Source organism: Acidovorax sp. LjRoot194, assembly GCF_964253015.1.
In the GTDB taxonomy this organism is placed as follows: Bacteria; Pseudomonadota; Gammaproteobacteria; order Burkholderiales; family Burkholderiaceae_C; genus Acidovorax.
The window spans coordinates 4,882,943-4,894,261 of record NZ_CAXUQB020000001.1 but is presented as its reverse complement, the minus strand read 5'-3'; the positions used below and the strand labels follow the sequence as shown (position 1 = coordinate 4,894,261).

At 67.7% G+C, this 11,319-nt stretch carries 12 protein-coding genes and 1 pseudogene; 6 read left to right on the top strand and 7 right to left on the bottom strand.

Annotation, left to right across the window (positions count from 1 at the left end):
- Positions 1 to 73: 73 nt before the first annotated feature.
- The 5 genes from ACSQ3N_RS22175 to ACSQ3N_RS22155 all read left to right on the top strand — a co-directional run bounded on the left by ACSQ3N_RS22175 (position 74) and on the right by ACSQ3N_RS22155 (position 4,949).
- Positions 74 to 553 carry a rhodanese-like domain-containing protein gene (locus ACSQ3N_RS22175; RefSeq protein ID WP_436147484.1) on the top strand — a complete coding sequence of 160 codons (480 nt, stop codon included), beginning with the start codon at positions 74 to 76 and terminating at the stop codon, positions 551 to 553.
- A 23-nt stretch (positions 554 to 576) separates the two neighbouring features.
- Positions 577 to 1,539: a serine O-acetyltransferase EpsC gene (epsC, locus tag ACSQ3N_RS22170; RefSeq protein WP_436127045.1), complete on the top strand. Its 963-nt coding sequence runs from the start codon at positions 577 to 579 to the stop codon at positions 1,537 to 1,539.
- Positions 1,536 to 1,808 carry a helix-turn-helix domain-containing protein gene (locus ACSQ3N_RS22165; protein ID WP_056167206.1) on the top strand — a complete coding sequence of 91 codons (273 nt, stop codon included), beginning with the start codon at positions 1,536 to 1,538 and terminating at the stop codon, positions 1,806 to 1,808. Before epsC ends, ACSQ3N_RS22165 begins: the two co-directional genes overlap by 4 nt.
- Before the next feature lie 81 nt (positions 1,809 to 1,889).
- Positions 1,890 to 2,822, top strand: a complete 933-nt coding sequence (locus ACSQ3N_RS22160; RefSeq protein ID WP_056167209.1) for a family 2A encapsulin nanocompartment shell protein — start codon at positions 1,890 to 1,892, stop codon at positions 2,820 to 2,822.
- Between the two features lie 6 nt (positions 2,823 to 2,828).
- Positions 2,829 to 4,949, top strand: a complete 2,121-nt coding sequence (locus tag ACSQ3N_RS22155) for a family 2A encapsulin nanocompartment cargo protein cysteine desulfurase (RefSeq protein WP_436147483.1) — start codon at positions 2,829 to 2,831, stop codon at positions 4,947 to 4,949.
- Between the two features lie 290 nt (positions 4,950 to 5,239).
- Here ACSQ3N_RS22155 and ACSQ3N_RS22150 read toward each other — a convergent pair whose 3' ends face one another.
- The 3 genes and pseudogenes from ACSQ3N_RS22150 to ligD all read right to left on the bottom strand — a co-directional run bounded on the left by ACSQ3N_RS22150 (position 5,240) and on the right by ligD (position 7,275).
- Positions 5,240 to 5,668 carry a surface-adhesin E family protein gene (locus ACSQ3N_RS22150; protein WP_436147482.1) on the bottom strand — a complete coding sequence of 143 codons (429 nt, stop codon included), beginning with the start codon at positions 5,666 to 5,668 and terminating at the stop codon, positions 5,240 to 5,242.
- A gap of 83 nt (positions 5,669 to 5,751) precedes the next feature.
- Positions 5,752 to 6,185, bottom strand: a pseudogene (locus ACSQ3N_RS22145) (flavodoxin family protein).
- A gap of 160 nt (positions 6,186 to 6,345) precedes the next feature.
- Positions 6,346 to 7,275 (bottom strand): non-homologous end-joining DNA ligase, encoded by a 930-nt coding sequence (ligD, locus tag ACSQ3N_RS22140; RefSeq protein ID WP_436147481.1) that lies wholly within the window; start codon positions 7,273 to 7,275, stop codon positions 6,346 to 6,348.
- 176 nt (positions 7,276 to 7,451) lie between these two features.
- Between ligD and ACSQ3N_RS22135 the strand changes: the two genes are divergently transcribed.
- Entirely contained in the window at positions 7,452 to 7,676 is a 225-nt protein-coding gene (locus ACSQ3N_RS22135; protein WP_436147480.1) for a hypothetical protein, read from the top strand.
- Positions 7,677 to 7,764: 88 nt separating this feature from the next.
- Here the strand turns inward: ACSQ3N_RS22135 and ACSQ3N_RS22130 are convergent, their stop codons facing one another.
- From ACSQ3N_RS22130 to ACSQ3N_RS22115, 4 genes are all read right to left on the bottom strand, one after another.
- Positions 7,765 to 8,775 (bottom strand): SDR family oxidoreductase, encoded by a 1,011-nt coding sequence (locus ACSQ3N_RS22130; protein WP_436147479.1) that lies wholly within the window; start codon positions 8,773 to 8,775, stop codon positions 7,765 to 7,767.
- 262 nt (positions 8,776 to 9,037) lie between these two features.
- A complete protein-coding gene (locus tag ACSQ3N_RS22125; protein WP_200926897.1) occupies positions 9,038 to 9,184 on the bottom strand; it encodes a hypothetical protein in 147 nt (48 codons plus the stop codon).
- 153 nt (positions 9,185 to 9,337) lie between these two features.
- Positions 9,338 to 10,096 (bottom strand): alpha/beta hydrolase family protein, encoded by a 759-nt coding sequence (locus ACSQ3N_RS22120; protein WP_436147478.1) that lies wholly within the window; start codon positions 10,094 to 10,096, stop codon positions 9,338 to 9,340.
- A complete protein-coding gene (locus ACSQ3N_RS22115; RefSeq protein ID WP_436147477.1) occupies positions 10,080 to 11,249 on the bottom strand; it encodes a DUF3182 family protein in 1,170 nt (389 codons plus the stop codon). The genes ACSQ3N_RS22120 and ACSQ3N_RS22115 overlap by 17 nt, the downstream gene beginning before the upstream one ends.
- Positions 11,250 to 11,319 lie beyond the last annotated feature (70 nt).

The window sequence follows — 11,319 nt, the reverse complement described above, 5'->3', positions numbered from 1 at the left end:
ATTCGTTTGTGATGAATGGCTTGACCCGTAGATTCGATGGCTATCACCACCGAATGAACGCAGGAGCCCCCTCATGACCTACGAAACAGCAGACGCCGTGCTGCCCACAGCCCTGGAGCAGGTGCGCCAGGAATCGGTGGAGCAAGGACTCTCTTACGCCGGCGGCGTGAAGCCCCCGGCCGCCTGGGACCTGGTGCGCGAGGGCCAGGCCCTGCTGGTGGACGTGCGCTCCGCAGAAGAGCGCAAGTTCGTCGGCCACGTGCCTGGCAGCCTGCACGTGGCGTGGGCCACGGGCACGGCACTCACCCGCAACCCACGCTTTGTGCGGGAGCTGGAGGCCAAGCTTGCCAAGGACGGCGGCAAGGACGCCGTGGTGCTGCTGCTGTGCCGCAGCGGCAAGCGCTCGGTGCTCGCGGCCGAGGCGGCAGCCGCCGTCGGCTTCCGCCATGTCTTCAATGTGCTCGAAGGCTTCGAGGGCGAGATCGACGACCGTCAGCAGCGCGGCGGCAGCGATGGCTGGCGCTTTCACGGCCTGCCCTGGGTGCAGGACTGAGCAGCGCAGCGCACAAGGCACCCATGGCAAATTTCCACATCGAGCAGATCGCCGCTTCGCTGAGCGAGGTGCGCCGCGAATGGCGCGAGGCGCAAAAGAGATCGCAGGAGCCGGGGGGCCGAGAATTCCCCTCGCGCGACGCGCTGGCCCAGGTGGTCGAGCAGCTCAAGGGCGCGCTCTTTCCGATGCGCCTGGGGCCCTACGACCTGCGCCAGGAGAGCGAGGACTTCTACGTGGCGCACACGCTCGACACCGCGCTGCACACGCTGTTCACGCAGATCAGCCTGGAGCTGAAGTACAGCGCGCGCCATGAAGAGCGCCACGACGAATCAAACCCGGACCGCAGCGCAGACGGCGCGCAGGCACACGCGCTCAAGGTGACGCAGTCCTTCGCGCAGTCCCTGCCGCAAATCCGGCGCCTGCTCGACAGCGACGTGCTGGCCGCCTACCAGGGCGACCCCGCCGCGCGCAGCGTGGACGAGGTGCTGCTGTGCTACCCCGGCGTGCTGGCCATGATCCACCACCGCCTGGCCCACTGCCTGTACCAGCTGGGCCTGCCGCTGCTCGCGCGCATCGTGTCCGAGCTGGCGCACAGCCAGACCGGCATCGACATCCACCCCGGCGCGCAGATCGATGCGGGCTTTTTCATCGACCACGGTACGGGTGTCGTCATCGGCGAGACCGCTGTCATCGGCAAGCGCGTGCGGCTGTACCAGGCGGTCACGCTGGGCGCCAAGCGCTTTCCCACCGACGCGCAAGGCGTGCTGCAAAAGGGCCTGCCGCGCCACCCGGTGGTCGAGGACGACGTCGTCATCTATGCGGGCGCCACCATCCTCGGGCGTGTGACGCTGGGCAAGGGCGCGGTCATCGGCGGCAATGTGTGGCTCACGCACGACGTGGCGCCCGGCGGCAACGTGACGCAGGCCAGCACCCAGGAGTCGGGCCGCGCCCCGCGGCCTGCGGCCGCCGCCGAGGTGCTGCCATGACCACCACACTCATCAAGGGATTCGGCATCGCGGTGCGCCAGTCGCGCGAAGCCCAGGGTTGGTCGCAGGAGCGGCTGGCCGAGCACTCGGACCTCAACCGCTCTTACGTCGGCGAGGTCGAGCGCGGCCGCGTGATCGCGTCCCTGGTCACCGTCGAGAAGCTCGCGGTGGCTCTGGGCGTGACGCCTTCCACGCTGGTCACGCGCGGCGAAGTGGTGCACACCGCCAACCTGGTGCGCGGCCTTCAGTTGGCGGCTATAGCCTGTTGAAGCCCGGCCGCAGAGCTTTGACACTCAGCGCCGCAGTTTCATCTTTTCCCCATTCAGTTTTCAACCACACGGAGTTCTCACATGTCGGCAACAGTGGGCGGTACCACCGCACTCGGCGATCACGCAGCAAGGCAACTCGCCAACGCGACCAAAACAGTCCCCCAGCTGGAGACCATCAGCCCGCGCTGGCTGACGCACCTGCTGCAGTGGGTGCCGGTGGAAGCGGGCATCTACCGCCTCAACAAGGTGAAGAACCCCGAGGCGATCAAGGTCGCATGCACCGCCAAGGAGTCCGAGAACCAGCTGCCGCGCACCTTCGTGGACTACGAAGAAAATCCGCGCGAATATTTCCTCAATGCCGTGAGCACCGTGCTCGACGTGCACACCCGCGTGTCGGACCTGTACAGCAGCCCGCACGACCAGATCAAGGAGCAACTGCGCCTCACGATCGAGACGATCAAGGAAAACCAGGAAAGCGAGCTCATCAACAACCCCGACTACGGCCTGCTGGCCCAGGTGACGGAAGAGCAGCGCATCTTCCCGCTCACCGGCGCGCCCACGCCCGACGACCTGGACGAGCTGCTGACCAAGGTCTGGAAGGAGCCCGCGTTCTTCCTGGCCCATCCTCTGGCCATTGCGGCCTTCGGCCGCGAAGCGACTCGCCGCGGCACACCGCCGCCCACGGTGAGTCTGTTCGGCTCGCAGTTCATCACCTGGCGCGGCATACCGCTGATCCCGTCCGACAAGGTGCCGGTGGCCGACGGCAAGAGCAAGATCCTGCTGCTGCGCGTGGGCGACAAGCGCCAGGGCGTGGTCGGCCTGTTCCAGCCCGGCCTGCCGGGCGAGCAGGGCCCCGGCCTGTCGGTGCGCTTCATGGGCATCAACAACCATGCCATCGCGTCCTACCTGATCTCGCTGTACTGCTCGCTGGCCGTGCTGACCACCGACGCCCTGGCGGTGCTCGATGACGTCGAGATCAACAAGTACCACGACTACCCCGATACCTACAAGTAATCCGCGGTGAGCAATCTTCCATCCACGCCGCAAGGCGCAGTTCCCCACGCGCTGGAAGCGCCGATCAGCCCTGCGCTTTTGGCGCAGATGGCCACGGCGCTTTTCTCGGCCCGGCCGGGCGAGGCACCGGCTTTGCCTGCCGGCCCCGCCGCCGGGCTGCCGTCCACACCACCGGGCGCCGTCCCCGGCTTTGCACAGGCGCTGTCGCCCGTGCCGGCCGGCGTGCAGGCGCCCGTCAACATCGCGCCGCCGGGCTCGCCGCTGGTCAGCCCCGCGGGGTTCGGCCCCAGCGTGCCGGGCACGCCGATTCCGCCGGGCGTCGTTCCGGGCAGCAACATCGTCCCGGCATCGCCCACGCCCCTGGCGTCGCTCGCGCACCGGGCCCCGGCCCTGCTGCCGCACGCCACGGCGGGCAACGGCCTGCCGGACACGGTGGTCAGCGCACTGCCAGCGTACGAGCCGCGCCTGGGTGGCGCTGCGCTGGGCGTGCCCGAGGCCTCGGGCGCCAACGCCGGTTCGGTAGCGCGGAATGCGCCCACGGGCGGTGCCGCCCAGCCAGCATCGCCGTTCTACTTCCTGGCCGACCGCCACGGGCAGCCGTCCCCCAGCGGGCACCCGGCACCGTCTGCCGGCGCGCCGACGGGCGCGCCCTACGGTACTTCTCCCAACGCACTGGGCGACACCCGCATCAGCGACGAGCTGGCCCGCCAGCCCTTCGCATCGCTGCAAGGTGTGGACCTGCGCAGCGCGCCATCGGCATCGCAAGGTCCGCTGGGCCAGTCGAGTGCCGGTGCCGCGCCTGCGCAGTTCTACTTCACCGATGCGGTGGTGCTGCCCAGCGGCTACGTGACGCCGGCCAAGCCCGCGCCGCACGCCAGCGTGCCGCTGGCGGGGCAGGGCCACCACCCGCCGTTCGATGTGCACGCCATCCGCCGCGACTTCCCGGTGCTGGCCGAGCGCGTGAACGGGCGGCAGCTGGTGTGGTTCGACAACGCGGCCACCACGCACAAGCCCCGGGCGGTCATCGACCGCATCAGCTATTTCTACGAGCACGAGAACTCCAACATCCACCGCGCCGCGCACGAGCTGGCGGCGCGGGCCACCGATGCGTACGAAGGCGCACGCCAGCGCGTGAAGACCTTCATCAACGCGCCGGATGTGAACGAGGTGATCTTCGTGCGCGGCACCACCGAGGCCATCAACCTCGTGGCCAAGAGCTGGGGCGCGCAGCATGTGGGCGAGGGCGACGAGATCATCGTCAGCAACCTGGAGCACCACGCCAACATCGTGCCTTGGCAGCAGCTGGCGGCCGCCAAGGGCGCGAAGCTACGGGTGATTCCGGTGGACGACTCGGGCCAGGTGCTGCTGGATGAATACCAGAAGCTCTTGAACGACCGCACCAAGATCGTGGCGGTCACGCAGGTATCCAACGCGCTGGGCACCGTGGTGCCGGTCAAGGAGATCGTGGCGCTGGCGCACCGCGCGGGGGCCAAGGCCCTGGTCGACGGCGCGCAGTCGGTCTCGCACATGCGGGTGGACGTGCAGGACCTCGATGCAGACTTCTTCGTCTTCTCGGGCCACAAGGTGTTCGGGCCGACCGGCATCGGCGTGGTCTGGGGCAAGCGCTCGGTGCTGGAAGACATGCCCCCGTGGCAGGGCGGCGGCAACATGATCGCCGACGTGACCTTCGAGAAGACGGTGTTCCAGCCCATCCCCAACAAGTTCGAGGCCGGCACCGGCAACATCGCCGACGCAGTGGGCCTGGGCGCTGCCATCGACTACGTGAACCGGGTGGGCATCGAGAACATCGCGCGCTACGAGCACGAGCTGCTGGTGTACGGCATGCAGCAGCTGTCCACCATCCGCGGCGTGCGGCTTATCGGCACCGCGGCGGACAAGGCCAGCGTGATGTCGTTCGTGCTGGCGGGCTACTCCACCGAGGAGGTCGGCAAGGCCTTGAATGAGGAGGGCATTGCCGTGCGCACCGGCCACCACTGCGCGCAGCCCATCCTGCGCCGCTTTGGTGTGGAGACCACGGTGCGTCCGTCGCTGGCGTTCTACAACACCTTCGACGAGATCGACCGCCTGACCACGGTGGTCCGCAGGCTGGCAGCGCAGCGGATCTGACCCAACCGGACCGAAACCCCAACGGGTTCGACCGGGTCTGTCCGCATCGATCCCTCCAGCCTCTGCGGGCGCTCTTGCTGACAAGGCAGAGCGCCTGTTTTTTTGGGGGGCCCGCTGTGGGCTCAAGGTGCCCGGCGGACGGGCCCAAGGCTTTTCGTGCCGTACTGCCTGCCCCGAGGCTGCGTCAGGGTCGTGCAGCAATTTGCTATTAATTAAATAGCAAAAGATGCATGTCTATCAAGCGGTAGGCCAGTATTTCATTTGATGGCCCATGCCGGGCGCCCCGGTGGTTATTTCTCCTGCAGCGAAATCGCGCAAGCGGCCCTGATCAAGCGGTCGCGGGGGTTGTCGGCCATGTCTGCAAAGGCCAGGTTGCGACCATCGCTTTCCACGTAATCGTGGATGCGCATCTGGCCTTGCCACAAGGGACCGCTGAAAAGGCTGATTGACCGGTGCCAGGCCTTGGTCTCCTTGCAGTCCACCATGGCTGTGGAGTAGTACGAGCGAAACGGCTTGCCGTCGAACGCAGTGCGCGCTGTGCCGCGGTTGACCCGCAGCTTGACCAGTCGCATGGACTCGAAGGCCACCGCGCTGGTGGCGTCCACTTCCACGGTGTCCGTGGATGCGTTGCCAGGGTCGCCGACCACGGTGAGCCATGTGGAGCTTTGCGCACCCGCCGTGGCGGAGATGAGCGCGGCAGCGAGCACAACGGATTTCATGGACGGCCTCTTTTGCAAAACGCTATTCAAACACCAAATGGACGCGCCGTGCAGGCATTTGGCGCCGGGTCATGAAGGCTCCCTCAGAAAACGCCCATCGCCAGGCCCGCCGCCAATGCCCGGCCCAGGGCCTCGCAGCGCGTGAGGTCGGCAGCGCCGATCTGCTTGGCCGCCAGGATGGCCGCCTGCGTCTGCGCGTGGGTGCAGACGATCAGCGGGTAGCGATGCGCGCCACCTGCCGCGCCGCCTGGGTGCCGTCGCTGCCCGCGCAGACCATGCAGGCGTACGGGCGGCCGTTGGCCCGGTCGAGCACTCCGTAGTAGCTGCGGTCAAAAAAGTCCTTGAGCTGCCCGCTCATGGCCGCCAGGTTTTCCGGCGTGGCAAACATTACGCCATCTGCTGCCAGCATGTCCGCAGCACCCGCCTGGCTGGCGTGCAGCAGCCGCACGTGTACACCGGGCTCCTGCGATGCACCCCGGCAAGCCGCCTCGGCCATCTGCTGCGTGCCGCCCGTCATCGAGTGGTAGACGATCAGCAGCGTTTTCAGTGGCGCGGCCGGGTCGTGCGGAGCGGCGGGCGTGGCTGTCGACGCTGATATCGCTGGTGCAGGCATCGCAGGCGAGGGGGTCTTGTCCATGCGGCGAGCATATCGCCGCCTCTGCATTGCACGGCGACGGTCAGGCGAAGCCCAGCGTCTTCATGGCCGCGGTCAGGGTGGCTGCAGATTGTGCGTAGCCGTCCCACGGCGTGTTGCCGACGGCAAGGCGGGGCGCTATGGTCTGGACCGTCCAGTGCGAGGAGCTGGTCAGGCCGTCCAGCTCGTCCCAGGCCACCGGCACGGACACGCCCATGCCGGGCCGCGCACGGGCCGACCAGGCGCACACCGTGGTGGCGCCCCGGCCATTGCGCAGGTAGTCCACGAAGATCTTGCCCACGCGGTTGCGTGGCCCGCTCTTGGCGACGAAGCGCTCCGGTATCGTGCGGGCCAAGTGTTCCACGATGGCCTTGGAGAACGCGCGCACCGTGTCCCAGTCGCGCAGGCGTTTGAGGGGTACCACCACATGCAGCCCCTTGCCGCCGCTGGTCTTGAGGAACGCGGGCAGGCCCAGCTCCTGCAGCAGCACGCGCACCAGCAGGGTGCCTTCATGCACCTCTTGCCACGACACACCATCGCCCGGGTCCAGGTCGAACGTCATGCGGTCGGGACGCTCGATGCGGTCCTTCAGTGCGTTCCAGGTGTGGTATTCGATGACGTTCATCTGGGCATAGCTGCGCAGGCCCTGCGCAGACGCGATCTCCATCAGCGGGTCGTGCCCCTCGTCCAGGGCCGGGTCCAGCTGCAGCACGCCCGCCATGCGGTCGCTGTCCTCGTGTTTCTGAAAAAACAGCTGCCCCTCGATACCGTCAGGCGCGCGGACCACCGCCACGGGGCGAGACTTCAGATGCTCCAGCATCAGCGGTGCCACCAGCGCGTAGTAGCGCACCATGTCCATCTTGGTGATGCCGGTGGATGCGTCGACGACCCGTTCGCCATGGGTGATTCGGGGCTCGGGCTGCGAGGGTGGCGCGCGCTTCACTGGGGATTGAGCTGTGGCGGTGCGGGGCATGGCGTGGTTCTCATAGTCAAGAAGGTGGAGCGGGTGCCAGGGCCGGGTGCAGCGCAGCGTGCGCGGCCCTCGGGGCACCTGGCATGCGCCGGCCGTGGCGTACGGGCAAGCGCTTTTTGCCTACAGCCGTCGCGCTGGTTCCTGCTGACAATGGGTCCCAAACTCAAGGAGCGTTCATGGAGTCAGTCAACCCACAACAACCCAGCGAAGAAAATGTGTTCGGCACCTCCGATGGCGCGTCTTACTCGGCGGTGCTCTCGCACGGCGATGCAGGGCGGGTCACCATCCAGAGCCTGCTGGTCGACGGCCACAACACGCCCGTGCGTGAGGCCACCTTCGACACCCGGCAGCTGGCCGTTGCGGCGGTCGAGGAATACGCCCGGGGCGACAGAAAGCCCTGAGTGCATCCTGAGGTCTGACCATGGCTTTGCCACTCCAGGTGCACAGCGCGACTTGCGGCCCGCGCAGGCCGTAAGCACAGGTCAAACGTCAGGCCCCATCGCCCGCGTTGCCGGTGATGGGCAGCACCGTGCCGGTGATGTAGCTCGAGCACGAGGGCGCTGCCAGAAACACATAGGCGGGCGAGATTTCCTCAGGCTGTGCAGGCCGGCCCATGTGCGTGTCTTCGCCAAACTTCGCAATGTCTTCGGGGCGCTTGTCCGCGGGGTTCAGCGGCGTCCACACCGGGCCGGGCGCCACCGCATTCACGCGGATGCCCTTGTCGGCCAGGTTGTGTGCCAAGGCCTTGGTGAACGCATGGATCGCCCCCTTCGTGGCCGAATAGTCCAGCAACTCTTTGCTGCCGCGCAGCCCGGTGACCGAGCCGGTATTGATGATCGCGTCGCCGCGATGCAGGTGCGGCAGGACGGCCTTGGCCATGTGGAAGTAGCCGTAGATGTTGGTGCGGAAGGTCTCGTCGAAACGTTCTTCGGTCAGGTCTTCCAGCGAGGCGGCGTGCTCCTGAAAGGCCGCGTTGTTCACCAGCACGTTGAGCTTGCCAAAAGCCTCGACCGTCTGCTGGACGGCCTGCTGGCAGTACGCCGCATCGCGCACATCGCCTGGCAGCAGAATGCAGCGTCCGCCCTCTGCTTCTACCAGCTCGCGGGTGCGTTCGGCATCCTCGTGCTCGGACAGGTAGGCAATCGCCACGTCGGCCCCTTCGCGTGCAAAGAGCACCGCCACGGCACGTCCGATGCCCGAGTCACCGCCGGTGATGAGCGTGGAAAAGCCCTCCAGCTTGCCGCTGCCCTGGTAGTGCGGCGCTTCGAAGCGCGGCTGCAGCTGCAGGTCGGCCTCGATGCCGGGTTTCGTCAGGTGTTGCCGGGGCAGCGGGGTGGTGGGCTCTGCGCGGCCCGGGCCTGGGGCGGCTTTCTTCTTGGCTGGCTGAGCGGCCTTGGGCTTCGCAGCCTTCTGCTGCTGGTCTTTCGCATCCTGCTCGGCCTGGATCTTCTGCTGCTTCAGCGTGGTGGTGGATGCTGCACCGGCCGTGGACGCAGGCACTGCAAGCTTGCGGGCGGAGGCCGGCGACTGCTTGGGTGACGGCGTAGATGAAGATGTGGATGAACGTCGGGCCGCGGATGTTGATGCCGCTGGCGCTGCTGCTGCACGGGCTGATGTTCGTGCTGCTGGAGCGGGCGCAGCAGCCGAGGATGAGGCTGGTTTGCGGCGGGGCGGTGCGGGGCGTTGTGTGCTCATGGATATGTTCAGTGCGTGTGTGTGGTTCGGCAAGGGGCGCGGTGTGCGCAGACCGAGGGATCGGCCATCAGCCCAACGGCTTCCACACCGGCGGTTCGGGGTCCGGGAAGCGCAGCGGCACGCTGCGGGGACGGGCCATTGCCTCGCCCTGGCGCATGCGCTTGAGTGTGCGGGGCTTGACGTGGTCGGTCGCGGTACGGTGGGTCTTGGACATGACGGTCTCCCAGAGGGGCTGCAGAGGGGCTTCAGAGGTACTTGATGCCTCATTACCCCATCGGACCAGGGCAGGCCGTGTCAGACAGCGTCGGCTTCTCTCATCAGCGTGGATGCGTGCGCAGCACCCAGCGACCTGCGTGGGTGCCGCGTATCACTGGCGGGCGGATGCCGCGCTGTCCTTGGCGTGGCCCAGCATTTCCTTCATCCAGTTCACCAGCATGCCGGTATAGGCCTCGCTCCATTCAGGCCGGGCCAGTGCGTGGTCGGCCTCTGCGATCACCCGGTACGTCATGGATCGGGTGCGCAAGAAGGCTGCGCGGTAGTTCTCCAACACCGGGTGCGGCACGATGACATCCCGCTCGGATTCCACCAGCAGCACATCGCCTTCGAACTGAGCGCTGGCCGCCAGCGCGCGGTTGGCGTCGGTGGGCAGCTTCAGGGCGCGGTAGCGGGCCAATTCCTGCCGGTCCAGATGCTGCTTGGGCACTAACCAGTCCTCGTCCTTGTAGAGCGCGGGCGCGCGCAACGCCATCCAGCGCACCGGCCGCAGCGCGCTGAGCACGGTAGCCAGGTAGCCGCCGTAGCTGCTGCCCACCACCGCGACCGACTGGCGGTCCACGGCCGGGTGCCCTGTGAGCACGTCGTACGCGGCCAGCATGTCGTTCAGGTTGTCCTCCCGCGTCACGGTGTCGCGGTGCGCCTTGTCGCGGGCATGGCCGCGCAGGTCGATGGTGAGGCAAATGCAGCCCAGCGCCGCAATGGCGTGGGCCCGCGAGAGGTACTGCTCCTGGCTGCCGTCCCAGCCGTGCACCAGCATCACGCCGGGCACCACCGTGTCCGGCGCGACCAGCGTGCCTGCGATGGTGCGGTCGCCCGAGGGGATCCGAATGTCTCTATGCCGTGTCGCCATCGGTATGCACTACGGTGTACTTGGTCAGTGGCCCGACCTCGGGGTCCTCGCCCTGGAAGTAGACGACGGCCGATGCGGGGGGCGGCGCCAAAGGGCCGAACTCTTCGATGCAGCTGGCCCGCACCGTGTGCAGGCCGGGGTCGGCATGAAAGGCCTCCAGCGCGGCGATCTCCGCCCCGGTGGCGCCGCCGATGCGCCAGGACTGCTCCAGCACGCCGGAGCTCCATTCGCCTCCGGCATGGATGCCCTGCGCCACGTCGTAGTTGACGCGCGAGGCGTAGAAGCCCGGAAAGCACTGCCGCACCGAGGCGTCGTAGAGCAGTGCCTGGTCCACCGCCTTGCGCACCGGGCCGGGCGGCAGCGTGGCCAGCAGCGCATGGAAGTCGCCGCGCACCACGGTCAGGTCCGACCCGCCGTACGCCACGGCGCCGCGGTTGTCGCGTGTGAGGCGCTGGCGGCCGTGGTAGGAGGCCAGGATGCCCGCCACGCGCACCTGGCCGACGCTCAGCGTGTCGACGTTCGAGAGGTTGTGCTCCAGCACCACGCCATGCTCGGCAAAGGCGTTGTCGCTCAGCGCCGCCAGGCTCATGGTCAGCTCGCCGATGGCATGCACCACCGACTGCCCGCGCCCGCCGGTCTCCGCCACGGGCTTGATGCGCACGGGCCCCAGGGCCAGCAACCGTTCGCCGGCCTCGGCCGCGTCGTGGCGCGTGAAGGCGGTGTAGCCGGCCAGCACGGCCTTCTCAATGGCCTCGGGCAGGGTGTGGCTCCAGCCCAAAGGGGCGGCCGCATCGGGTGCGATCAAGGGGTGGGTGATGGCCTTGGTCGCCACGAAGGCATGGGGCACCACGCCGCCGAACAGGTCGTCCTCGCCGCGCATGTGCAAGCTCAGGGCGGCGGCTTCCACCAGGGTCTCGCTCGGCACCAGGTAGGTGCGCTGGGTCCACAGCGATGGGGCGAGTTCGTCGCTGTACGCACAGCCCTTCAGGTGCGCCACCCGGCGTGCCACATGTTCGCGGGTCTGGCGCTCGTGTTCACTGGCATGGCCTTGCAGGCCCAGCGTGAAGGGCATGACGACTTCTGCTTCATGCTGCAACGCCGTGGGCTGCTGCACGTAGCGCAAGGGGCCGTCGTGGACGGTCGGGTCGGTCATGCAAGGTCCTTTCCTTTCGGAGGGCCGGCTAGCGGGCCGGCGGCGCCGGTGCCGAAGCACAGACATTCTG

Excerpts from the sequence above, each read along its gene's own strand:
- ACSQ3N_RS22175 (WP_436147484.1), top strand. The coding sequence starts at position 74 with ATGACCTACGAAACAGCAGACGCCGTGCTGCCCACAGCCCTGGAGCAG.
- ACSQ3N_RS22150 (WP_436147482.1), bottom strand. The coding sequence starts at position 5,668 with ATGAAATCCGTTGTGCTCGCTGCCGCGCTCATCTCCGCCACGGCGGGT.
- ACSQ3N_RS22125 (WP_200926897.1), bottom strand. The coding sequence starts at position 9,184 with ATGTCCAAGACCCACCGTACCGCGACCGACCACGTCAAGCCCCGCACA.
- ACSQ3N_RS22115 (WP_436147477.1), bottom strand. The coding sequence starts at position 11,249 with ATGACCGACCCGACCGTCCACGACGGCCCCTTGCGCTACGTGCAGCAG.
- ACSQ3N_RS22120 (WP_436147478.1), bottom strand. The coding sequence starts at position 10,096 with ATGGCGACACGGCATAGAGACATTCGGATCCCCTCGGGCGACCGCACC.
- ligD (WP_436147481.1), bottom strand. The coding sequence starts at position 7,275 with ATGCCCCGCACCGCCACAGCTCAATCCCCAGTGAAGCGCGCGCCACCC.
- ACSQ3N_RS22160 (WP_056167209.1), top strand. The coding sequence starts at position 1,890 with ATGTCGGCAACAGTGGGCGGTACCACCGCACTCGGCGATCACGCAGCA.
- ACSQ3N_RS22135 (WP_436147480.1), top strand. The coding sequence starts at position 7,452 with ATGGAGTCAGTCAACCCACAACAACCCAGCGAAGAAAATGTGTTCGGC.
- ACSQ3N_RS22165 (WP_056167206.1), top strand. The coding sequence starts at position 1,536 with ATGACCACCACACTCATCAAGGGATTCGGCATCGCGGTGCGCCAGTCG.
- epsC (WP_436127045.1), top strand. The coding sequence starts at position 577 with ATGGCAAATTTCCACATCGAGCAGATCGCCGCTTCGCTGAGCGAGGTG.